The organism is Arthrobacter sp. P4_F10 (assembly GCF_056401435.1).
In genome coordinates, this window is the sequence record NZ_JBFUJJ010000005.1 from 134,697 (window position 1) to 157,820 (window position 23,124).

Here is a 23,124-nt window from a genome sequence, read left to right on the forward strand (position 1 = left end):
CATCCGGCGAAGCGCGGTTTCGCGTCAGGCGGTCCCCTCGGCCAGCACGAACGTCTTCAGGTCGTCGAGGGTCTGCTGCATATGGGCGTCCATGGCGTCACGGGCGCGGTGCGGGTCGCGTGAGGCCAGCGCATCCGCGATGTTCTGGTGGTGCCCGATGGCATGCTCCTGGATCTGGGGCACCTTGGACGTTTCCGTCCGCCGCTTTTCCAGCACGCGGTGCAAGGGTTCGAACAACACGGCGACGAACACGTTTTCCGAGGCCTGCAGGATGAGGTCGTGGAAGGCGAGGTCCGCCTCGACGAACGCCGGAAGATCGTTGTTCTCATGCGCGAGCCGCATCTTTTCGACCTGCGCGCGCAGGGCCTCGATGTCCGTATCCGCCATCCGCCCGGCGGCCAGTTCGCAGGCGCCCGTCTCCAGCATCCGGCGCAGCTCAATGAGCTGAATGGCGGCTGAGGCGTCGTTCTCGCCCTCCGAGGCCGCCCGCAGCACAGCGTCCAGGGAGCCCCAGCGGTTGACCGGGTTCACGAACGTGCCGCGGCCCCGCTCCACGCTGAGAATCCGCTGGGCTTCAAGGGTCTTCATGGCTTCGCGCACGGYCATTCGGCTGACTTCGTGGCGGGAGCTGAGCTCAAGTTCGCCGGGGACGCTCGCGCCGGGCGGAAACTCGCCGGCAATGATCCGGTCCAGCAGTTCGTCGGCCACAACGCCGACCAGCGATTTCCTAGCCAATTCTCCCCGTCCAGCGACCCGGCTTTGCCTGATGGCGTGCTCCTGATGGCCAAGTCTACTTGCGCGTCGTTGTGCCATATGCCACACTAACACCCAGAAATAAAATGTCTGACATCTTACATTTACTCAATTCTGTGGCTCCCGTAGAGCCGCAGGTTTCCACCGATTGATCCCCACACAATGGAGTGCATAGTGCCCCTCGAAGCAGACGTGCTGGCCGCCTTCCCCGCGGAAGTACAGATCCCCGCCCGGCTAGTGGCAGACAGCGTGGCTGCCTCGTCCGAGGCATCTCCCCGCGTCCTGGTAGTGCTCGACGACGACCCCACCGGCACCCAGTCCGTGTCGAACCTGCCGGTCCTCACCCGCTGGGACGTGGCGGACTTCGCCTGGGCGTTCGGCTACGAAGTCAACGGCCAGCGCCAGCGCGCGGTCTACGTGCTGACCAACACGCGCAGCCTTGACCCTGCCGAGGCGGCCGCCCGCAATGAGGAAATCGTCCGGAATGCCCTCGCGGCCGCCGCATCCGCGGACCCCGCGCTGCGGCTCAGCTTTGTCAGCCGCAGCGATTCCACGCTCCGCGGCCACTACCCGCTCGAACCCGACGTCATCGCCGCCACTGTCACCGCCGTCAACGGCGAGACGACGGACGGCGTCGTGATCGTTCCCGCGTTCCCCGACGCCGGCCGCGTGACGATCGGCGGCGTGCACTTCACCCGCGGCACCGGCGAGGACGCCGGACAGCTCACCCCCGTGGCCGAGACCGAATTCGCCCGGGACGCCAGCTTCGGCTTCGCGAATTCGGAGATGGCCAAGTACGTTGAGGAGAAATCGAACGGCCGGTTCCCCGCGGATTCGGTGATCGTGCTGGATCTGGACATCATCCGGGCCTCCACCGATCCGAACATCTCCGCCAAGGCCATCGCCGACGCCATCGACGCCGCCACGGACTCCACCCCGATCGTGGCAGACATCGTCACCGAAAATGATCTGCGCGCCCTGTCCCTGGGCCTGGAAGAAGCAGAACGCCGCGGCAAGAAGCTCCTCTACCGTGTGGGCCCGCCGTTCGTCCGGGCACGGATCGGACAGGAAATCCGCACCGAACTCAGCGGCGAAGAAGCCTATGCGGGCAACACCCCCTCGGTTGCCGGCGGCCTGATCGTCGTCGGCTCGCACGTCGGCGTCACCACCCGCCAGCTCAACGCCCTCACCGAGCAGCACAGCGCGGCCCGGATCGTGGAGATCGACGTCGAAAAACTGCTCGGCGAGAGCGCGCGGGAGTACCTGGACGAAACCGTCGACACGGTTGTCACGGCCCTCCGCGGCGGCGACGTGATCGTCCACACCAGCCGGCTCCTGATCAAGACCGCCGACGCCGCCGAAAGCCTGCGGATCGCCCGCACCGTCTCCGCCGCGGTCGTCGCCGTGGTGAACCGCACGCTCAAGACCTTCCCGCCCCGCTTCGTGATCGCCAAGGGCGGCATCACGTCCTCGGACGTGGCCGCACACGGCCTGGAGATCCGGCACGCCATTGTCCGCGGGCCCATGCTGCCGGGCATTGTCAGCCTGTGGGAGCCGGTGGACGGCCCGGCCAAGGGCATCCCTTACATCGTTTTCGCCGGCAACGTGGGCGATGACCAGTCCCTCGCCGATGTCACGCGCAAGCTCAGCAACACCTTCTGACCAACATCTTCTGCTCAACACCGCACGCCACAACACGTCATTCGATGGAGAACACCATGACCAGCAACTACACCGTCACCGTCCTGGGCCTTGGCGCCATGGGCCTGCCGATGGCCACGCGCCTGGCAAGCCAGCTCACCGTCCACGGCTTCGACATCGCCGAGCCGCGCCTGAAGCTGGCTGAAGAGGCCGGCATCCGCACGTTCGCCTCCGCCCGGGAAGCCTCGGAAGGCGCCGATGCGCTGCTGCTGGCAGTGCGCAACGGCGAGCAGCTCAACGATGTCCTCTTCGGCGAGAACGGCGTGGCCTCCGTGCTCAAACCGGGCTCCGTCGTGATCCTGGGCAGCACCGTGGGCACCGACGCCATCCCCGCCACGGTGGACCGCCTGGCCGAATACGGCGTCGAGCTGGTTGATGCCCCGCTTTCCGGCGGCCCCAAGCGTGCCGGCGAAGGCGACCTGCTGATCGTGGTGGGCGCATCGCCCAAGGCCCAGGAAAAGGCCCGCCCGGCCCTCGAGCTGCTGGCCTCCACCCTGACCGTGGTCGGCGACAAGCCCGGCGACGGCCAGGCCCTCAAGACCGTCAACCAGCTGCTCTGCGGCATCCACATCGCCGCCGCCGCCGAGGCAATGGCCCTGGCCGACGCCCTCGGCCTGGACCAGGCCAAGACCCTCGCCGCCCTCGAAGCCGGCGCGGCGGGCTCCTTCATGCTCTCCAACCGCGGCCCGCGCATCCTGGAGGCCTACACGGAAAACGGCGCCGAGGTCCTCAGCCGCCTGGACATCTTCGTCAAGGACATGGGGATCGTCGGCAAGGCCACCCGCGCGGCCGGCCTCGCCGCCCCGGTGGCCGCCGCCGCGGAGCAGCTCTACCTCCTGGGCCAGGCCCAGGGCCTGGCCGCCGCGGATGACTCCGCCGTGATCAAGGTCCTCGCGCCCACCAAGCGCACCGCCTAACCAGCCATCCCACCCCCGACGACGGCGGTCCCCCCTCCGCCGTCGTCGGGCCCCTCCCCGCCCCTGGTCCCGACGACTGAYTCGTCGGGCGACTTTCCTGTCGAAGGAGACGCCTCTTCATGACCCCCCTGCTCAATTCCCTGATGGTGCGCGCGGCCGACGCGCCCGTCATCAAGCCGGCCGTGGAGCTGGGAACTCCGCTGCTGCTGACAATCGCGGCTGCCGGCGTCGCCCTGCTGCTGATGATGATCATCCGGTTCAAGATCCAGGCCTTCGTGGCCCTGCTGACCGTCAGCATCCTGGTGGCCGTGGCCGCACAGATCCCGCTCAAAGACGTGTTCACCGTGGTTGCCGCTGGAGTGGGAGGCACCATGGGCAAGGTCGCCCTCCTGATCGCGCTCGGCGCGATCCTGGGGCGGATGATCGAGGTCTCCGGCGGCGTGCAGTCCCTCGCGGCGCACTTCACCGCCAAGCTCGGCGCCCGGCGAGTGGCCGTGGCCCTCACCGGGGTTGGCTTCCTTGTGGCAATCCCGGTGTTCTTCGAGGTGGGCATCATCGTGCTCGTACCGATCGTCTACGCCTTCGCGAAGATCGCCAACGTGCACCCGGTCAAGTTCGGCCTCCCCATGGCCGGCATCATGCTGTCCATTCACGTGGCTGTGCCTCCGCACCCGGGCATCGTGGCCGGTGCCGGGGTGTTCGGCGCCGACATCGGACTGATCACCCTCATCTCGCTGCTCATCTGCATCCCGCTCGGCTTCCTGTCCTACTGGGTTGCCAGCATCATGAACAGCAGGGATTACGAGCTGCTGCCCGCCGTCAAAGCCCAGGTGGACGAGTACGGTTCAGACTCCCTGGTGCGCGTGGGCCACGAAGGTCCAGGTGCCCACGCCGTTGCCCCGCCGCGTCCGGCCCTGATCATCTTCCTCATCGCTGCCCCGATCGTGCAGATCCTGATCGGCACCCTGGGCACCCTCACCATTCCCAAGGACAACGGCTGGTACGGCCTGGCCGCCTTCATCGGCAACCCGTTCTTCGCCCTGCTGGTGGCCGTGGCACTCTCCTTCTTCCTGCTGGCCGTCCGTCGCAACTGGTCACTGAAGGAAACCGGCGAAATTTTCGAAGGCGCGCTGCCTCCCATCGCGTCCATCCTCATGGTCGTCGCGGCCGGCGGTGTGTTCGGCGAGGTCCTGCGGACCTCCGGTATCGGTGCAGCCCTGTCCCAGACGCTGGACCACCTGGGCCTGCCGGTCATCGTTCTTGGTTTCATCATTTCCCTTGCCCTCCGCGCCGCCCAGGGCTCAGCCACTGTCGCGATCGTCACGACCACCGGCCTGCTGACCTCCGCCGTTGCCGGCGGCGGCTACTCGCCGGCCCAGATCGCCGTGATTGTGATCGCCATCGGCTTCGGTGCCCTCGGCCTGTCCCACGTGACCGACGCCGGATTCTGGACCGTCGTGCGCTACTACGGCCTGACCGTCTCCGACGGCCTCAGGACCTGGACGGTGCTGACGACTATTCTCGGGCTCGCCGGCTTCGCGCTGACGTTCGTGGCCTGGATCCTGGTGGGGGGCTTGAGCGCCTGATGCGTACCCAACTCGATCACCTTGTGGCCTCAGCCCTCCAGCAGGGCTCCGCTGTCCCTGCCTTCACCTGCTACGACTTCACCACCGCGCTCGCCGTGGTGGCGGCGGCCGAGGAATCCGGCCGGGGCGCCATCCTGCTGGTCGCGCCGAAGACCGCGGCCACGCCCAACGGGCTGCGGCTGATCGCCGCTCTCCGCGGACTCGCCGACGCCGCCGGCGTTCCGATTGCCGTGCAGCTCGATCACGCCACCGACCCGCAGGTGATCGCCGACGCCGTCAGCGCCGGGGCCGACTCGGTGCTGGTCGACGGGTCCTCGCTGCCCTATGAGGACAACATCGCCCTGGTCCAGGGCGTCCGGGCGGCCTTGGCGGCGCAGGGCAGCGCCGACGTCGTAATTGAAGCCGAACTTGGCGGACTCGCCGGTGACGAGGACCGGGCCTTCGGGACCGACGTGGCGGAGGAACCCGCCGGCCTCACCGACTCCGCCCAGGTGGAGGACTTCGTGGCCCGCACCGGGGCGCAGCTGCTCGCCGTAGCCGTGGGCAACGTCCATGGCAAGTACACGGGGGAGCCCCGGCTGCGCTGGGACGTGCTGCAGGACATCGCCGTGCGGACCCGGATTCCGCTGGTCCTGCACGGCGCCTCGGGCATCCCGGCCGAGGAACTGGTCAAGGCCGCCGCCATGAACGTGGGCAAGGTCAACTTCAACACCGAGCTGCGCACCGGCGTCCTGGCGGTCCTTGAGGAACAGACCGCCGCCCACCGGGCCGACGGCGAGAACCTCCAGGCGCTGCTGGGCCACTGGGATGCATCAGCGCGGACGTTCGCCGCAACTGCCCTGGCCACACTCTCCCGCTGACGGCCTGTTCAACCCGCAACCGGCGGAACGGGAGGCTGGGATCGAACCATGATCCTGGCCTCCCTCGGCATGCTGGAGCTGCTTAGCGCCTGAACACCGGCACGGAACTGGGCCAAACTGCTCTGGCCGTCAAGGCGCCCCAGGGCCGACAATGATGCGACACAGCCGGCCTTCCCAGGGGGCGCCATGGTTCCACAGCAGCGGTCAGCCGGCGGCCCGGCCCCGATGCCGGACCGCGACCCGGTGATCGACCTTGTCCGGTTCTTCTGCCTGGCATTGGTGGTGGTCGCGCACACGATGATGGTCAGCCCGGTCCTGCACCCGGACGGCACCGTGACCACCGAGAACATCCTGGGCGATCAGCACTGGTTTGAGCCGGTGGTGTGGGTCTTCCAGATCATGCCGCTGTTCTTTGTGGCCGGCGGGATCACCGGTCTGCACTCCTGGCAGCGGCTGCGCGCCAGGGGCGGCAACGCCTTCGATTTCATGCAGGGCCGGTTGCTGCGCCTGATCCGTCCGGCTGCCGTCCTGCTGGCTGTCATGTTCATCGCCCTGTCCGCTGCCCGCCTGGCAGGGGTTGACGCCCAGGTCATCGAGCTGCTGACCAGCGGAGCCGGAATGCCGCTGTGGTTCCTGGCCGCGTACCTCGCCGCGCAACTCAACCTTCCCTGGCTGGCGGCTCTCCACTCGCGCGCGCCGTGGCTGACCCTCGCCGGGCTGACCTCCCTGGTGGTGGCGGTCGATTGCCTGCGGGGAGTGCTGCCGCCGCTGGCCTACCTGAACATGGTGTTCGTGTGGTGCGCCGTGCAGCAGCTCGGATTCATCGTGGCAGACGGCGAGCGGCTGCTGCCGGGCCGGCCGGCGCATTTTGGCATCATGGTTGCCAGCAACATGCTGCTGGGGCTGATAGTGCTGCTGCGGCTGTACTCCGGGAACATGCTGGTGAACCTCAATCCGCCCAACGTGACGCTGCTGCTCCTGGGCATCTCCCAGGCCGCCGCCCTCCAGCTCTTCCGGCCGGGGTTGTCCCGGATCGCGTCCCTGGCCGGCGTGCGGCGGATGATGGGCGTGGCCGGCCGGCGGTCCATGACCGTCTACTTGTGGCACCTGCCCCTGCTGGCGGCGATGTCCGGGCTGCTGCTGCTGACGGATTTTCCCCAGCCGGCCGGAGGAAGCGCGGCCTGGTGGTGGGGGCGGCCCCTGGTGCTGATGGGCGTCATCGCGCTGTTGCTGCCGGTGCTGGCGCTGTTTGGCAGGCTGGAGGAGCGGCCGACGGCGTCCGGCCCGGCGCAGAGCCGCCCGGCGGCCGCCGTGCTGCTGGCCGCGGTCGCCGTTTTTGTCCCGGCGGTCAACGCGGCGCTCAACGGGCTCATGCTTGGGCTCCTCGGCGGGGGTGCCGCCTGCTTCGCGCTCGCCGTCGTGCTCCTGGGACGGATTCCTATCCGGCTGACCACCCCACATGACGGGCAGAGCGGATCTGAACCGCCATTGCCACGCCCGCCATTAAGTGCCAATGTCGAACCATGACGGAGAACTCGGCAACCACGGAAGACACCTTCGCCCCGGACGTCTCCACCATCAGAAACGACGAGCTGCACCGCTACGAACTCCGTGTCGGCGGCAAGCTGGCCGTCCAGGTGCGTTTCATCGACAGGCCGGGCCATATCGACTTCATCCACACGGATACGGCTGAGCAGTTCCAGGGCCAGGGGCTCGCCAAGGTGCTGGCGCACTTCGCCCTCGATGACGTCGTTGCCTCCGGCAAGCGGATCATCCCGAATTGCCCGTTCATGTACCGCTACCTGCGCAAACATGAGTCGTACCACCAGTATGTGGACTGGCCCGAGCGGGTACCTGAGGGGGCCTGAACGCCTGATCCGGCAGGCCCGGATCTGTACGGGTGCCGGGCCCGCTTGTGAGCCGGAGAACAACCTCGTAAAGTTTGAGCAGAGTTATGCAGTTGGCTCTTGGACAGGTCCCTTTGGAGAACCCCATGAACCATAAACTGCGTGTGTTTGTCCGGATGGACATCGATCCCGCCCGTGTCACGCTCGAAATTACCGGCTGCGTCGCCCCGTCGGATTCGGCTGCCCTCATGCATATCGTGCGTCGCGCCGGCCGCATCGGTGCCGGGGACGAGGTGATCGTAGACCTCCACGGCACGTCCCACCTGGACCCGGATGTGCTGCTGGACCTCCGGCGGCTCGCGGATGCCAGCCCCTTGCCGTTTCCGGAGCCCCAGGATGCCGTGGACCCCGGAGCGGCCGTGCCATTCCGCCTCACCCTCGAGGAACCGGCTGAGCTGCCTATCTGCCTCCTCCACGTCGGCGCCGACGCCGAAGTCCTCGCCGGACTCGACGCCGGTCTCAACTCCGGGCTCGACACGGGCCTGGACTCCGACCTGGACTCCGGGCTTGGGGCTGCCAACATTCCGCTGGCCACGGAGGCCGGCATCGTCAGTGACCTTGGCGCCATGGACGGGCTGGCGCTTTCGGAGTACTTCGAGGACACACTGGATCCGGCGGCCACGGTCCGGGCCCTGTCCGACACTGCCCTGTGCCGGCTCGCCGACGCCCTGTACCGCCACCTCGACACCAGCAGTCCGTCGTACGGAGCGCACACCTGGTATGAACTCGCGGCCGAAGAGCTTCAGAACCGCCACCTGGCCGATGGTGACGGCCTGGCGGAGGGCGACGGCCAGACGGGGGACGAAGTGGCGTCGGACACGGCCTTTGCCTGAGCCGGTACACCGCTAGGCTGTCGCTATGAATCCACAAACAGCGTCCACTCCGGACACCACCGCTCTCATTACGGGCGCCACGGCAGGCCTGGGCGCCGAGTTCGCCCGCCAATTGGCCGAACAGGGCCACCGCGTGGTGCTCGTGGCCCGGGACGCTGGCCGCCTCGCGGCCACTGCGGCGGAGCTGGAGAACAGCTACGGGGCCGGGGCGGAGACGATCGCCGCGGACCTGACCGACGACGCCGGGATTGCCGCCGTCGTCGCCCGCCTCACCGATCCCGCACGGCCGGTGGAGATCCTGGTCAACAATGCGGGAATCGGTTTGTTGCGGTCCTTCGAGGACAACGACATTGCCGAGGAGAAGAAGCACCTGAAACTCCATGTCGAAACCGCCATGGAGCTCAGCCACGCCGCCCTGCAGGGCATGCTCGCGCGCCGGTCCGGCAGGATCATCAACGTCGCCAGCGTGGCGGCCTTCCTGCCCCGCGGAACGTACTCCGCAGCGAAGGCCTGGCTGCTGAGCTTCTCGCGCTCAGCCAACATGGCCTACGCGGCGCGCGGGGTAAAGGTCACCGCGGTGTGCCCCGGCTTCACCCACACCGAGTTCCACGACCGGATGGGGATGGACAAGACCGTGACGCCGCGCTGGATGTGGCTCGAGGCGCGGCAAGTGGTCAGCGAGGGCCTGGCGGACAACGCTAAGGGCAAGGCCGTCTCCATCCCCAGCAAGCGCTACAAGGTCCTGACCTCGGTTTCACGGGTGCTGCCGTCAAAGCTCGTCGCTGGGCCGGCGCGGCGCGCCAAGTAGGCGCCGGGCACATCAGGGCATAGCCAGGCGCCCGCGCCGTATCAGCACGACCACCAGAATCCCGACGGCGGCGCCCACGCCGGTCTCTACGGCCCGTTCGGCTATCAGGACGCCGGGATCGGTCGGCGCCGCCAGCTGTCCGACCAGCAGGATCACCGGGGTGAAGGACACCATGGCCAGGCCATAATGCCGGGTCATGAACAGTTCGGTGCTGAACTGCAGGACGATCACCAGGCAGACCAAGACGGCGGCCTCCTGTCCGGGGAAGGCCAGCAGCGGCGAGCCCGGCCACGGGAACAGGATGGCTGCAACCACCACCAGGCCCACGAGGGTGCCGACAATCCGGTGGACGCCGCGGTACACGCTGCTGGGCAGATCCGCGCCGGAAAGCGGCACCGCCGCCGCGGCCATGGCCCAATGCGGGTGGCCGCTGCCGCTGAGGACCCCGAGGGTCCCGGCGGCGGCGACAGCGCTCACGTAACGGGCGGCATGCAGCCACACCGCCCGGCGGCCTGCCCCGCTCAGCACCGTGACGTCCCGCCGCCAACCTCGCTGCCAGGTGCGGCCCCGGAACCAGCCGCCAAAGCCGATCACGATCGAGAACGCGGCCGATCCCGCGGCGATGAGAACAGCCGTCTGCCAAGGGACTGCGGCCGGAACAGAAGCGCACGCGCCCAGGGCCAGGATCCCGAAGAAGGGGCCGGCCGGTTTCAGGGCCGTCCTGTCCGTGAACAGCGAAGCCACGCCGGCAAACGCGGCCTCCGCGATCACCAGGGCCCACGAATGAATGTGATGGACGGAGAGGAAGACGCCGACCCCCACACCGCTGAGCAGCAGGACAGCCGCCTGGCCTTGGTGGCGGAGCCGGAGCTGATGGGGCTCGGTGCGGCCGTACATGCCCGTCAGCGCGCCGAAAACGGCGTAGCCGGTCAGCTCGGGGCGCCCTGCCGCCAACAGCACCAACGACGGAACGGCCACGCTGATCGCCACCCGCCAGGCCGACACGTGGTCCTTGTTGGCCGGGGCCAGGCTGTGCAGCGAACGGATGTGGTGCAGCAGGGTCATCACAACTGCCTCTCCGTTTTCGGTGTTTTTCCCCGGGGCCCCGGGTCCCCGGGGACTGAAAGTGGTGTGGACACGCCTAAGGCCTGTTCCGGATGCTCCCCCAACGGGTAAACATACGGAACAGGCCTCGAAGGGCGGGGCTGTCAGCTACGTAGCCTGGGCTACCGCTGCCGGGACCGGTCGGACCGGGCAGGTCAGACTGAGGCCGGAACTTTCTCGGCTTCCCCGCGCCCTGCGGTGGCCGGTGCGACCATGGGCATATCCATGTGCTCAAGGTCGATCAGCGGGTTCTCGTCCTGCGTCGCGACCAGTTCCCGGGCCTCGGCCTGGGTGTCCACGCTCGGCATGGAGCCAGGCAGCGGCATCTGGGCGGATTCCTTGAGGAAGTAGATCGCTACGGCGCCGATCGCCGAGGTGGCCATCAGGTAGTAGGCCGGCATCATGTCGTTGCCGGTTGCGGTGATCAGGGCAGCAACGATGAACGGCGTGGTGCCGCCGAAGATGGCCACCGAGAAGTTGTACGCGATGCCCATGGCGCCGTAGCGGCTTGCCGTCGGGAACTGGGCCGGCAGGGCCGAAGCCAGGTTGGCCACGTAGAACGTCACCGGGAATGCAATCAGGGAAAGGCCGGCCAACGTGGACCAGACTTCGCCGATGCCGATCAGGAGGAACGCGGGGGTGGCCAGGACCACCGTGCTGATGGCGCCGATCCACAGCACGGGGCGGCGGCCGATCCGGTCAGAAAGCTTGCCGGTCAGCGGGATGCAGAGGCTCATGATGACCAGCACGGGGATGGTCAGCAGCGTGCCGTGCAGCTCGTCGTAGCCCTTGGACTCCGTGAGGTACGTCGGCATGTAGGAGGTCAGTGCGTAGCCGGCGGTGTTTGCTGCCGCTACCAGGATCATCGCGACGATGAGGGAGCGCCAGTACGCCTTCACGATGCCCACCGGGCCCTTGGAGGCTGCGGTGTCCGAGGCGGTTGCGTCCTTGGCGAGGCTCTCCTGGGCATCCAGGGTTGCCTGGAACTGCGGCGATTCCTCGATCTTGCTCCGGAAGTACACGGCGATCAGGCCGAGCGGGCCGGCAATGAGGAACGGGATGCGCCAGCCCCACTGCTCCATGGTGTCCTGGCCGAGGGTCAGCTGCAGCACCGACACGAGGGCTGCGCCAAGGGCGAAGCCGAGGTAGCTGCCCATGTCCAGGAAGCTGGCGAAGAATCCGCGGCGCTTGTCAGGGGCGTACTCGCTCACAAAGGTCGTGGCGCCGGCGTATTCACCGCCGGTAGAGAAGCCCTGGATAACTTTGAACAGGACCAGCAGGACCGCAGCCCAGATGCCGATCTGCGCGTAGCCGGGCAGGAGCCCGACAGCAAAGGTGCTGGCGGCCATGATCATCAGGGTCGTGGCAAGGACCTTCTGGCGGCCGATCTTGTCGCCAAGCCAGCCGAACACGACTCCGCCGAGGGGGCGGGCGATGAAGGTGGCGGCGAAGGTTCCCAGCAGGAACAGGGTCTGGACGGACTTGTCCGCCTCCGGCAGGAACACCGGTCCCATGGTGGTGATCAGGTAGCCGAACACGCCGACGTCGTACCACTCCATGGTGTTACCCACGATGGTGCCGCCGAGCGCCTTCTTGAGCATCGGCTGGTCGACAACGTTGACGTCGGACTCGCGGAGTCGACGGCGACGTAGCTTTGGTTTCTTCACACCCTTGGGCGCGCCTTGGTTGGTTCCGCTGGCGTTAATAACGCCTGCTGAAGAGTCGGTCGTGCTTCGGTCTGTGGGCATTTGGGCCACTCCTATGGAGGTCATTTGCTTGCGACTTGTAGCTGCCCCGCTCTGGGCAGGCTTTCAATTTTACGGGATTTCTCTGGAGTTTCCGAGTTTGGTGCCGTATGATCGCTCATTTCGGGTGGCATTTGGGGCCACTCCGCTATTTTCTTTTGCCCCGTTTCGCCGCGCGATTACTGGGAACCGGCGATCCCGGCGGCGCCGCGGCCAAAATTTTCCGCACCAGCCCTTGCAAACGCGGATTTTTGGGCGGAATTCGGGCCAATGGAGAGTCAGCCACAGCCACTACAGACATCTCATCCGTGCAGTCCTACGATTGATGGACACTTCACTTCACAGCGGTTATTACAGCGGAAAGGAAGATCAATGGCGGACCATCAATTCGGAGAAGAAATCGAGCCCGAGGTCGCGGGCCATCTGGCGCAGTCCATGGCTGACGCGCCCGGACCGGAGACCCTGCACCATGCTCCCCCCGGGGCGGGCCAAGGACAGCAATGGCCGGACGGCAGTGGCAAGCAGCGTCACCCCAAGGACCGCGATACCGCCCGCGGGCGGCAAGGCCAGCAGGTGGCCACTGGAGCCATGCACCGGCAAAGCCGTCCACAGATGCCCCACCACGACTAGCCCCATCACAACCGGCCCCCTAACTAGGGGCCGGCGGCAGGGTCGACCACGACGTCGGCTGGCGTCTTATCCAGGCGCCAGCCGCGCCACACCGGGTGCCGGAGCTTCCCGGTGCCGGTCCATTCCCCGAAGGTGACCTCGCCGACGAGTTTTGCACTCACCCAGTTGGCGTCTGCGGCGTCGGCGTGGGGCACCTCCCGGAACGGGGAGGTCTTCCGCGGCAGGGCGTCCAGTTGTTGCCTGAGTTCCTTGAGTTCACGGTCGCTGAAGCCGCTGCCCACCCGCCCCACGTACCGTAGCTTCGAGCCGTCCGGTATTCCCAGCAGCAGCGAGCCAACGGAATCCCCGCGTTCGCCCTTTCCGGGCCGCCAGCCGCCCACCACCACCTCCTGGGTCCGCTCAATCTTGAGCTTCAGCCAGGACCGGCTGCGCTGGCCGACATAGCGCCCGTCTGTCCGCTTGGCCATGACACCCTCCAGCCCCAGCTCGGCGACGCTTTCCAGGATGTGCGCGGCGTCGCCGTCAATCACGCCGGAGAGTTCCACCGGGCCGGCGGAAGGGCGGAAGAACTGCTCCAGCCGGTGCCGGCGCTCACTCAGCGGCAGGCGGCGCAGGTCCTGGCCGGCGTCGAAGAGCAGATCGAACAGCATCAGCCGCACAGGCGTCGACTCCTGCGCCCTGGTGACGTCGGCGGCCTTGCTGAGTTTCATCCGGCTCTGCAGCAGGCCGAAGTCCGGCCGGCCGGAGCGCCCGACGGCGATGATCTCGCCGTCGGCGACGAAGCCCTGTTCCGGCCAACGGGCCCGGTCCGTGAGTTCGGGGTAGCTCACGGACATGTCGATGCCGTTCCGGCTGATGAGCCGGATTCTGGTGGCGTCGCCGATGACCAGGGCCCGCACGCCGTCCCATTTGAGCTCGTACTGCCAGTCCAGGTCCGGCAGGTCCGCCAGGGTCCCGGACGTGGCCAGCATCGGACTGAACCCGGAGGCGTCGGGGGCCGGTTCGGCGCCGGTGCCGGCGTCCGCTCCGTCGTCGCCCTCGACTTCGCCCTCGACGTGGCCGCCGCCGCCGTCGTCGGCGTCGTCCGCTGTGCCGGACGGGCGCCGCGCGCCGGGGTGGCCTTTGGCCGAGCCCGCCGGGTCCATCAGGTGGATGAGCCATTGGTCGTTGGCCTGACCGGTGTGGATCAGGGCGAACCTGCGGGGCCCGCCAAGGCCGCCGCCCTCCGCTCCGGTCAGGGTGGCGATGACCTCCTTGCCGGCGATCCACTTTTCGCATTCGTAGTATCCGCGGTCCCAGATGCTGACCGTCCCGGCGCCGTACTGGCCCTGGGGAATGTCACCTTCGAAGTCGGCGTAGTCCATCGGGTGGTCTTCGGTCTGGACCGCGAGGTGGTTCTTGGCCTTGCTGGTGGGGACGCCCTTGGGCAGTGCCCAGGACACCAGCACCCCGTCGCGTTCGAGCCGGAAGTCGTAGTGAAGCCGCCTGGCGTGGTGCTCCTGGATGACGAATTTCTCCTGCCGTGTCCCGCCGTCGTCCCCGGCCTGGTGCCGTTCCGCCGTGAAGGGCTCTGGCGTGCCTGCCCGGTCCCGTTTGGTGCGGTACTCGTCCAGCCGCGGGTCGGTGTCGCCGCCGTTGCCGGCCTGCTCGGGAGATGTCTCGGTCCGTCCTCCGGGTGGGTGTTCCGCCGCGTGGGCCGCGGCGGCTCCGCCGTCGTGCCGGCCGCCGGAGACGGGAGCGAACGGATCCTTGCCGGCGGCGACGCGTTTCATTACCTCCTGGAAGTCCAAGTGGTGCAGCGAGGGGGAGCCGAGTTCCCGCCACGTGCGCGGTGCGGCCACCGTAGGCCGGGGCCGGCCGCGCAGCGAGTACGGCACGATGGTGGTCTTGGCGGCGTTGTTCTGGCTCCAGTCCACGAGCACCCTGCCGGCGCGCAGGGTCTTCTTCATGTCGCTGACGGCCAGATCCGGGTGGTCTGCTTCGAGCGAGCGGGCCAGTTCGTGGGCGAAATCGGAAATCTGGTCCGAGCTCTGGGATCCGTCCAGGGCGGCGTAGAGGTGGATGCCCTTGCTGCCGCTCGTTACGGGCACGGGATCCAGGCCCACGTCCTGCAGGATGGTGCGGGCCAGCCGGGCCACCTCCACGCACTCCGCCAGTCCCGCACCCTCGCCGGGGTCCAGGTCCAGCACCAGCCGGTCGGGAGGCAAGGCATTGCCGTGGGAGTCCACCCGCCACTGCGGCACGTGGATCTCCAGGGCCGCGATCTGGGCCAGCCAGGTCAGGGTGGCGGGATCATTGACCAGGGGATATTGGATGGTCCGGTCCTTGTGCGTGATGGCGGCGCGGGGCACCCAGCCGGGCGTTGAATGGTCCAGGTTCTTCTGGAAGAACATCTCCCCGGGGGCATCGGCGGTCCCGACGCCGTGGACCCAGCGCTTCCGCGTGGCCGGCCGGTTGCGGGCCGCGGGGATCAGCACTGGTGCGACGGCGGCATAGTAGGCCAGGACGTCGGCCTTGGTGGTGCCCGTCTCCGGGTACATGACTTTTTCCAGGTTGGTGAGCACCAGTTCGCGTCCGTCCACCCGGACGCGCTCTTTACCGTTGGGCAAAACCCTTCACCTCCGCGCAACTGTGATGTTCACTTGATCCATGAGAGCCATCTGGAAAGGCGCAATAGCGTTCGGGCTGGTCAACGTGCCGGTCAAGGTCTATAGCGCCACCGAGGACCACGACATCAGCCTCCACCAGGTCCACAACGCCGACGGCGGCCGGATCCGCTACCAGCGCCGTTGCGAGGTCTGCAGCAAGATCATCGACTACGAGGACATCGACAAGGCGTATGAGGACGATGGCCGCACGGTGGTCCTGACCCGCGACGAGCTCAAGTCCATCCCGGCGGAAAACAGCCACGAAATCGAAGTGGTCCAGTTCGTTCCGGCCGATCAGCTCGATCCCATGATGTTTGAAAAAAGCTACTACCTTGAACCCGACTCCAAGTCGCCCAAGGCCTATGTGCTGCTGCGGCGGGCCTTGGAGGACACGGACCGTGTGGCAGTTGTGCAGTTCGCGCTCCGGGACAAGACGCGGCTGGGCGCGCTGAGGATTCGCGATGAGGTCCTGGTGTTGCAGTCGCTGTTGTGGGCCGACGAAGTCCGCGAAGCCAGCTTTCCCGCACTCGAGACCTCCATCCGGATCTCGGCGCAGGAACGCGAGATGTCCGCCGCCCTGGTCGATTCGATGGCCTCCGACTTTGAGCCGGACCAGTTCACGGACGACTATCAGGAGCAGTTGCGCCAGCTGATCGAGGCGAAGCTGGACAAGGGGGAGTCGCTGGATACGGAGGAGACCTTCGGCGCCCCTGCCGAGGCCGGCGAGGGCGAAGTGATCGACCTGATGGAAGCCCTCAAACGCAGCATCGAGAAAAAGCGCGGCGGAGGGGGAGGTGCCGCGGAGGCGCCGGCCGGGGCTTCCGGACCGGCGGCCAAGGCCGCCCCCAAGGCAGCCGCGAAGACGCCGGCGTCCAAGTCCACAGCCACCAAGGCGGCCTCCACCAGGGCTGGTTCTGCCAAGACTGCGGCTTCCAAGACGGCGGCGGCTCCCACAGCGACGGCCGCGAAGACGGCCCGAAAGGGTGCCTGAGCCCGGAAGCCGGCTGGCGCCGTCGCGCACGCTAATCAGGAGTTCCGCAGGGCGGAGATGAGCTCGCTCTTCTTCTTGGCAGAGTAGCCCGTGAGGCCGATCTCCTTGGCGCGTGCCTTCAGCTGCGGCACTGTCCAGTCCTCATAGTCTCCGGCCTTGCCGCCCTTGCGGCCGACTGAGGAACGGCCCCGTTTGGCGGCGGCGTTGGAGATCCTGGCGGCTTTTTGCTTGGAGGCGCCGTCCTCGAGCAGCTTCTCGTAGAGCTCGGGGTCCTTGATGCTGGGGCTTTCTGAGCCGCGGGGCTCGCCCTTCTTTGTTGGCATGGCTGCGCGATCATCTCCTTCGGCCGGGAACCACTTGGGCGGCGGCCCGCGGACGGTGCCGCCGGGGATTCCAAACTAGCCGCGCCGCGGAGCCGTGACAAGCATTCACTAAGCTCACTGACAAAAATCACGGTCTCCCGCGCAGCCAGCCCAGCCAGCCCAGCCAATTCAGCCAATCCAGCCAGTTCAAGCCGGCGCAGCCACAGGGGTGGCCCGGCAACGCGAAGGCCCGGCCGGCCCCTCATCGGGGGCGGCCGGGCCTTCTGAAGCTGCCGGTGTTCCGGCGCGGGGCCGGAAGGTGAGGCTATTCGGCGTCGTGATCCGTCTCAAGGATCTGCACGAGGCGGTCCAGTGCCGCGTCGGCGCCTTCGCCCTTGGCACGCAACACCACAACCTCGCCGTGGGAGGCGCCCAGGCTCATCAGCGACAGGATGCTGGCGGCGTCCATGGCCTCGTCCTCCGGCTCGCCCAGGCGGGCGATCGTGATCTCGAGGTTGTCGAACTCGCCTGCAGCCTCGGCGAAGATGGCTGCCGGACGGGCATGCAGCCCAACGCGGCTGGCAATGGTGGCGTTACGTTCGGTCATTTCTGCTCCTTGAAGTCAGCTTCTGTGTTTATCAGCTGTGGGTGTTTGCTTGAAAGAATCATGCACTGGTTCAGGCGGCTACGGGAACCGTTTCCACCGTATCAACCGGCTTCTTGACTGCCCAGCGTTTGAGCGCGATCACGGCGAAGGCACTCACGACGGTACCGGCCGCAATGGCGACGACGAACATCAGGAAGGGATCGATCGCGAAGAAGACGAAGATTCCGCCGTGCGGGGCCTTGGACCCCACGCCCGCCGCCATCGAGATGGCGCCTGTCACGGCTCCGCCGAGCATGCTGGCGGGGATGACGCGCAGCGGGTCGGCGGCGGCGAACGGGATGGCGCCTTCGGTGATGAACGAGGCGCCCAGCAGCCAGGCGGCCTTGCCGTTTTCCTGTTCCGCGAGGCTGAAGAGCTTCTTGTTCAGCACGGTCGCAGCAAGTGCCATGGCCAGCGGCGGGACCATGCCGGCGGCCATGACGGCTGCCATGATCTGCCACGGGGCCTGGTTGGTGATGGAGGCTGCACCCAGGCCGGCGACGGCGAAGGAGTAGGCCACCTTGTTGACCGGACCGCCGAGGTCGAAGCACATCATCAGGCCCAGGATGACGCCCAGGGCGATGGCGCTGGCACCGGTGAGGCCGGACAGGAATTCGTTGAGCCCGACAGTGACCCGGGCGATGTAGGCGCCCAGGAACACGAACAGCAGGCCGGAAGCCGCGAGCGACGCTATGAGCGGGATGATGACCACCGGCATCAGGCCGCGCAGCCAGCGGGCCACGTTGAGCTTGCCGATCGAATGTGCCACGTAGCCGGCGATCAGGCCGCCCACGATGCCGCCGAGGAACCCTGCGCCCATGAAGACGGCAACAGCGCCGGACACGAAGCCCGGGGCGATGCCGGGCCGGTCAGCGATGGCGTAGGCGATGTAGCCGGCCAGTGCGGGTACGAGGAAGCCCAGGGACAGGGCGCCAATCTTGAACATCACGGCACCGAGGTATGCGCCCAGCGGGCCCCACGCCAGTTCCGGATACACGGTGGGCAGGTTGAAGAGGCTGTTTTCCGCCAGGATCTTGTCCGCGAAGGCGGTGATGTCGTAGCCGCCCAACAGGAAGCCTAGGGCGATCAGCAGACCGCCGCCGGCCACGAACGGGATCATGTAGCTGACACCGGTCAGGAGGGCCTTCTTCAGCTTCGTGCCGATGTGTTCGCTCTTTTCCTCGGCCGCGAGCTCGGCCTGCTCCTCGGCGCCGAAGTGCGGCACGCGGTGGGCGTGCGGATTGTCCGCGGCGGCGAGTGCTTCGGCGACCATCTTGTCCGGTTCGTCGATGCCGCGCTTGACCGGCGCGTTGATGACCGGCTTGCCGGCGAAGCGCTCCTTGCCGCGCACATCCACGTCCACGGCGAAGATCACGGCGTCGGCGGCCGCGATCACGGCGGGGTCAAGGGCCTTGGCGCCGGAGGATCCCTGGGTTTCCACCTGCAGGTCCACGCCGACTTCCTTGGCCGCGGCAACCAGCGAGTCGGCGGCCATGTAGGTGTGGGCGATGCCGGTGGGGCAGGCTGTGACGGCGACGAGGCGCTTGGGCCTCTTGGCCTTCGCTGCGCCGGCACCTTCTCCCTCAGCACCCGCGACAGTGGCTGAGGCGGCGGCCGCGGAAGCGGCGCCGGTCGCTTCGGCAGGGGTGTGGGCGGCCGGCTTGTCCGCCAAGGCGGCGTCGACGAGCTCGACAATCTCCGCCTGGGAGGTCGCGGCGCGCAGGCTGGCCGTGAAGTCCTTTTTGATCAGTGACCGCGCCAGCTTCGACAGCAGCTTCAAGTGGTCCTGGTCCGCGCCTTCAGGAGCGGCGATGAAGAAGATAATGTCCGCGGGCCCGTCCTTGGCGCCGAAGTCGACCGGCTGGGACAGCCGCGCCATCGCCAGGGTGGGTTCGGTGACCGCCGTCGAGCGGCAGTGCGGGATCGCGATGCCGCCCGGGACTCCCGTGGCGGTCTTCGATTCCCGGGCAAAGGCGTCGGCGAAGAGGCCTTCGGCCTCGGTGGCGCGTCCGGTGGCTGCAACTCTGCCTGCCAGATGCCGGATCACGTCCTCGGGCGAGCTGCCCAGATTCTGGTCGAGCTCGACCAGTTCGGTAGTAATGAGCTGTGTCACTGTCAATCCTTCCGGAGGGCCGTGATGGTTACGGCATCAGGGGTGGTTTGGTTGACTGCCGGGACAGTGGAGCCAGGCAGGGAAGCGGCGGCGGCACCATGGGCCACCGCCTGACGGAGGCAATCGACCGGGGCGGCGCCCTGGCTGGATGCGAGCAGGTATCCGGCCAGCGAGGAATCGCCGGCGCCGACAGTGCTGACCGCGGTGACCGGCGGGTGCGTGGCCAGCCACGCGCCGTCGGCCGTCACAAGAACGGCGCCCTTGGAACCGAGGGTGGCCAGTACAGCACCCACTCCGGAGCGCACGACGGCGGAGGCGGCCGCTGCTGCAGCCTCCGGGTCCGCTTCGAGCTCCTCGGCGGACTTGTTCGTGGCGAACCCGGCTGCGGCAGCCAGTTCCACCAGTTCCTCGGCGTTGGGTTTCAAGAGGTCCGGTTTTCCCGAGGTGTCGCCGGAGACCGCTGCGGCGAGGGGTTCGCCGGATGAGTCGACGGCGACCCGAGGTGCGGTCTCGCCGTCGAACAGGGAACGCAGCCGCCGCGTGACGGTCGCGTAGAAGTCGGCTGGAACCCCGGGTGGGAGCGAGCCGGCCAGGACCACCCAGGCGGCACCGCGTGCGTGGTCCAGCAACAGGCTGATCAGGGCCTCCTGCTGATCCGCGCTGAGGACCGGTCCGGGTTCGTTGATCTTGGTGGTGACGCCGCCGGGCTCCGTGAGGGCCACGTTGCTGCGCAGCGGCTCGCCAATCGGGAGGGCCGCGAACGGAACGTCGGTCTCCCGCAGGCCCGTGAGGACAGGGTCGGCCTCCGAGCCGGGGAGGACAGCAATTGTCTTGAGCCCCGAGGCGACGAGGGCGCGGGAGACATTGACTCCCTTGCCCCCGGATTCCTGGCGGACGGAGATGGCCCGCTGAACTTCCCCGCGGAGGAGCGGGCCGGGCAGCGCTACGGTGCGGTCCAGGCTGGGGTTGGCGGTGAGGGTGACAATCACGCGACCACCACCTCCACTCCGGCTTCCGCAAGGGCGTCGGCGAGTTCCCGGCTGGGTTGCGTGTCTGTGATCACGGTGTCCAGATCTTTTAACGAGGCGAACTGGACAAGCGTCTCCGCGTCCAGCTTGGAGGAATCAGCCAGCACCACTATGCGGCGCGCTGATTGGACGAAGGCAGCCTTGACAGCGGCTTCTTCAGGATCGGGTGTGCTCAGCCCGAAGGCTGCATGGATGCCGTTGGTGCCGATGAAGGCGATGTCCGGGCGGATCCGGCGCGCGGCCTCCACCGTGGACTGGCCGACAGCGGCCTGGGTCAGGCCGCGGACTTTGCCGCCGAGCAGGTGCAGGGCGATGCCGGGTTCGCCGGAGAGCCTGGATGCGATGGGCAGGGAGTGGGTGATGACGACGAGTTCGGCGTCGGACCCGGGTCCGGGCAGACTGCCGGCTGCGGCGGCTCCGGCGGCCCGGGCGGACAGGAGCTCGGCGAGGGCCTCCGTGGTGGAGCCGGCGTCGATCAGGATGCTGCCGGTGAGGCCCGGGGGCATGAGGGCAAGAGCGGCCTCGGCGATCCGGATCTTCTCGGGCTGCCGCTGAACGGTCCGCTCGAGGATGCTTTCCTCCGTGGTGCTGAAGCGGTCGGGGGAAACAGCGCCGCCGTGCACCCGGCGGACGCTGCCGGCGGCTTCCAGGGCGGCGAGGTCCCGGCGGACGGTTTCGGTGGTGATGCTGAAGCGTTCGGCCAGGTCCGTGACGCTGGCCCGGCCGCTGGCGTAGATGAGCCCCACGATCAGCTGCTGGCGCTCTTCGGCGAACACTTACCCTCCATTGCGTACTGCGTCTGACTTGGTTTTTGTTCTTGCCCGGGCTTCCGTATTTCGAAAACCCGTTCCCGCCGCTTCGGTGACTCCCGTCACATGAAGTGGAATTGTTTGACTTTATCTTCGTTCGTGTTGGTTTGTCAATGAAAAACCACATGAACGCAGAAAGTTGTGTCCGCGGCGGGGGACATGTCCATTGTTCGGGGATGGCTGCGGGGCGGGTTCTGCGGGACATGTCCAGTGTTCGGGCCGGGGAGTGGGCAGGTTGGGATTATGTCCATGGCTCCTCCGGGGGGCGGGACATGTGCTCCGCCCGGGGTGGCTGCGGGGCGGGTTCTGCGGGACATGTCCAGTGGTTGGGGCGGGGAGTGGGCATGATGGCACTATGTCCACGGCTCGCTTGAAAGGCTGGGCATGTGCTGCGTTGGGCTGGGCGCCTCCGGGCTGGGCATGTGTTCCCTGGGGTGGGGCCGTGGGACATGTCCAGCGGTGGGAACAAACAGCCCGCATGGCGGAAGCCGGGCCCGACCTCAAGGTCCGGCCCGGCTTCCGGGTCGTTGGATTCCGCGCCGCGAAGGGTGCACGGGAAAGTCTCAGAGGCCCGCGTCGCGGCTCTCATTGCGGGTGATGGTTTCGCCGGTGTTGGGGTCCACGACCGTGCGGCTTTCGCTGACCCGGCGCGTGCGGCCGCGTCCGGGGGAGGCGAGGACGAGCGAGGCGATGAGCCCAATCACGCCGACCGCCATCAGGATGTAGCCGATCATGGCCTGGTTCACGTTGGGGATCAGCCCCGGGGCGACGGCCCAGGCAAGGATAGCGCCGATGGCGATGAGGAAGATGGCGGAACCGATTCTCAAGACGATCTCCTTGGTGCCTGCAGGGGCAGTTTGGTGATGCTAAGCATGCTGTCCAGCGTCACGCTACAACCCCGACCCTGCTGTTTCAATGAATCACCCCCGGACCGGCCGGGATATTTCCGCGCCGATTCCGGACATCCGGCCCGTAATCGGACGGCCGCGCCGCGGATCCGGGGGGCAGAAGTCCGCTTCCGCGGCGGAACTCGGGGCCGGTCAAGGACGCTGCGCCAAGCATGCTGCGCGGAGCCCGAGCCCGCGCTGGATAGGCTGGGCCCATGGAGACGGTCGTCTGGTCAAAACCCGAACACGAACGCGCCGGCACGCCGCTGCTGGTGATGCTGCACGGCTACGGCACGGACGAGTTGCGGATGTCCAAGCTGTTCGGTTCCCTGCCGCCGGAGTTCAGTTGCGCTGCCCTGCGCGGGCCCAAGGACATCGGAGACCACCACGGCTGGTTCCTTTTGGATTACTTCCTCACCCACGACTTCGCCGACGTCATCGCCTCCACGAACGCGGTCTTCGCCTGGATCGAGTCCGTCAAGTCCCGGCACAGCAGCGTCAGCCTGTTCGGATTTTCGCAGGGGATGGCCATGGCCAGCACGCTTCTGCGGCTCCGGCCTGACCAGTTCCGCGCGGTGGTCGGGCTCTCGGGTTTTGTCCTGGACAACGAACTCCTGACTATGAGCGAATCCTTCACCTCCCGCCCGCCGTTCTTTTGGGGCAGGGACAGGGCCGACGTCGTGATTAACGACGCCGCCGCCGAACACACCGAGGAGTGGCTGGAGCAGAACACCCAGCTCACGGCCCGGACGTACCCCGGCATGGGACATTCGATTTCCAAGGCCGAACTCGTGGACGTCAGTGCGTTCCTGCGGCACTACGTCCTGCGCTGACCAGACGCTGAGCAGCCGCCGCC

General features: G+C 67.5%; 21 protein-coding genes. 11 read left to right on the forward strand and 10 right to left on the reverse strand.

Annotation, left to right across the window (positions count from 1 at the left end):
* Positions 1-24 precede the first annotated feature (24 nt).
* Positions 25-735, reverse strand: coding sequence for a FadR/GntR family transcriptional regulator (locus tag AC1DR1_RS07890; protein WP_476992421.1), 711 nt, complete (start codon positions 733-735; stop codon positions 25-27).
* Positions 736-927: 192 nt separating this feature from the next.
* Between AC1DR1_RS07890 and AC1DR1_RS07895 the strand changes: the two genes are divergently transcribed.
* The 8 genes from AC1DR1_RS07895 to AC1DR1_RS07930 all read left to right on the forward strand — a co-directional run bounded on the left by AC1DR1_RS07895 (position 928) and on the right by AC1DR1_RS07930 (position 9,365).
* Positions 928-2,415, forward strand: a complete 1,488-nt coding sequence (locus AC1DR1_RS07895) for a four-carbon acid sugar kinase family protein (protein ID WP_364746912.1) — start codon at positions 928-930, stop codon at positions 2,413-2,415.
* A gap of 56 nt (positions 2,416-2,471) precedes the next feature.
* A complete protein-coding gene (locus tag AC1DR1_RS07900) occupies positions 2,472-3,371 on the forward strand; it encodes an NAD(P)-dependent oxidoreductase (RefSeq protein ID WP_364746914.1) in 900 nt (299 codons plus the stop codon).
* A gap of 119 nt (positions 3,372-3,490) precedes the next feature.
* Positions 3,491-4,957, forward strand: coding sequence for a GntP family transporter (locus AC1DR1_RS07905; protein WP_229995898.1), 1,467 nt, complete (start codon positions 3,491-3,493; stop codon positions 4,955-4,957).
* Complete coding sequence (locus tag AC1DR1_RS07910) at positions 4,957-5,817, forward strand: class II fructose-bisphosphate aldolase (protein WP_229995897.1); 861 nt, start codon at positions 4,957-4,959, stop codon at positions 5,815-5,817. Before AC1DR1_RS07905 ends, AC1DR1_RS07910 begins: the two co-directional genes overlap by 1 nt.
* 186 nt (positions 5,818-6,003) lie before the next feature.
* A complete protein-coding gene (locus tag AC1DR1_RS07915; RefSeq protein WP_229995896.1) occupies positions 6,004-7,344 on the forward strand; it encodes an acyltransferase family protein in 1,341 nt (446 codons plus the stop codon).
* Positions 7,341-7,685, forward strand: coding sequence for a GNAT family N-acetyltransferase (locus tag AC1DR1_RS07920; RefSeq protein WP_229995895.1), 345 nt, complete (start codon positions 7,341-7,343; stop codon positions 7,683-7,685). The genes AC1DR1_RS07915 and AC1DR1_RS07920 overlap by 4 nt, the downstream gene beginning before the upstream one ends.
* 125 nt (positions 7,686-7,810) lie before the next feature.
* Positions 7,811-8,557, forward strand: a complete 747-nt coding sequence (locus AC1DR1_RS07925; RefSeq protein WP_229995894.1) for a hypothetical protein — start codon at positions 7,811-7,813, stop codon at positions 8,555-8,557.
* A 25-nt stretch (positions 8,558-8,582) separates the two neighbouring features.
* Positions 8,583-9,365, forward strand: a complete 783-nt coding sequence (locus AC1DR1_RS07930; protein ID WP_229995893.1) for an SDR family NAD(P)-dependent oxidoreductase — start codon at positions 8,583-8,585, stop codon at positions 9,363-9,365.
* Positions 9,366-9,377: 12 nt separating this feature from the next.
* Here the strand turns inward: AC1DR1_RS07930 and AC1DR1_RS07935 are convergent, their stop codons facing one another.
* Both AC1DR1_RS07935 and AC1DR1_RS07940 read right to left on the reverse strand, forming a co-directional pair.
* Positions 9,378-10,430, reverse strand: coding sequence for an FUSC family protein (locus tag AC1DR1_RS07935; protein WP_229995892.1), 1,053 nt, complete (start codon positions 10,428-10,430; stop codon positions 9,378-9,380).
* A 194-nt stretch (positions 10,431-10,624) separates the two neighbouring features.
* Positions 10,625-12,217 carry an MFS transporter gene (locus AC1DR1_RS07940; RefSeq protein ID WP_229995891.1) on the reverse strand — a complete coding sequence of 531 codons (1,593 nt, stop codon included), beginning with the start codon at positions 12,215-12,217 and terminating at the stop codon, positions 10,625-10,627.
* Between the two features lie 369 nt (positions 12,218-12,586).
* On the opposite strand from AC1DR1_RS07940, the gene AC1DR1_RS07945 reads away from it, so the two are divergent.
* Entirely contained in the window at positions 12,587-12,844 is a 258-nt protein-coding gene (locus AC1DR1_RS07945) for a hypothetical protein (RefSeq protein ID WP_229995890.1), read from the forward strand.
* Between the two features lie 23 nt (positions 12,845-12,867).
* Here AC1DR1_RS07945 and AC1DR1_RS07950 read toward each other — a convergent pair whose 3' ends face one another.
* Positions 12,868-15,453, reverse strand: a complete 2,586-nt coding sequence (locus AC1DR1_RS07950; protein ID WP_364746921.1) for an ATP-dependent DNA ligase — start codon at positions 15,451-15,453, stop codon at positions 12,868-12,870.
* A gap of 40 nt (positions 15,454-15,493) precedes the next feature.
* Between AC1DR1_RS07950 and ku the strand changes: the two genes are divergently transcribed.
* Entirely contained in the window at positions 15,494-16,483 is a 990-nt protein-coding gene (gene ku / locus AC1DR1_RS07955; RefSeq protein ID WP_229995969.1) for a non-homologous end joining protein Ku, read from the forward strand.
* A 35-nt stretch (positions 16,484-16,518) separates the two neighbouring features.
* On the opposite strand, the gene AC1DR1_RS07960 is transcribed toward ku, so the two are convergent.
* The 6 genes from AC1DR1_RS07960 to AC1DR1_RS07985 form a co-directional block, all read right to left on the reverse strand.
* Complete coding sequence (locus AC1DR1_RS07960; RefSeq protein WP_364746923.1) at positions 16,519-16,806, reverse strand: DUF7218 family protein; 288 nt, start codon at positions 16,804-16,806, stop codon at positions 16,519-16,521.
* 304 nt (positions 16,807-17,110) lie between these two features.
* Positions 17,111-17,392 (reverse strand): HPr family phosphocarrier protein, encoded by a 282-nt coding sequence (locus AC1DR1_RS07965; protein WP_229995967.1) that lies wholly within the window; start codon positions 17,390-17,392, stop codon positions 17,111-17,113.
* A gap of 70 nt (positions 17,393-17,462) precedes the next feature.
* Positions 17,463-19,544 (reverse strand): PTS fructose transporter subunit IIABC, encoded by a 2,082-nt coding sequence (locus AC1DR1_RS07970; RefSeq protein ID WP_229995966.1) that lies wholly within the window; start codon positions 19,542-19,544, stop codon positions 17,463-17,465.
* A gap of 2 nt (positions 19,545-19,546) precedes the next feature.
* On the reverse strand, positions 19,547-20,533 hold the full coding sequence (locus tag AC1DR1_RS07975) for a 1-phosphofructokinase family hexose kinase (protein ID WP_229995965.1): 987 nt from the start codon (positions 20,531-20,533) through the stop codon (positions 19,547-19,549).
* Positions 20,530-21,348 (reverse strand): DeoR/GlpR family DNA-binding transcription regulator, encoded by an 819-nt coding sequence (locus tag AC1DR1_RS07980; protein WP_229995964.1) that lies wholly within the window; start codon positions 21,346-21,348, stop codon positions 20,530-20,532. Before AC1DR1_RS07980 ends, AC1DR1_RS07975 begins: the two co-directional genes overlap by 4 nt.
* Positions 21,349-21,944: 596 nt before the next feature.
* Entirely contained in the window at positions 21,945-22,208 is a 264-nt protein-coding gene (locus AC1DR1_RS07985; protein ID WP_229993992.1) for a DUF6458 family protein, read from the reverse strand.
* Positions 22,209-22,483: 275 nt separating this feature from the next.
* On the opposite strand from AC1DR1_RS07985, the gene AC1DR1_RS07990 reads away from it, so the two are divergent.
* Positions 22,484-23,101 (forward strand): alpha/beta hydrolase, encoded by a 618-nt coding sequence (locus AC1DR1_RS07990; RefSeq protein ID WP_229993991.1) that lies wholly within the window; start codon positions 22,484-22,486, stop codon positions 23,099-23,101.
* Positions 23,102-23,124 lie beyond the last annotated feature (23 nt).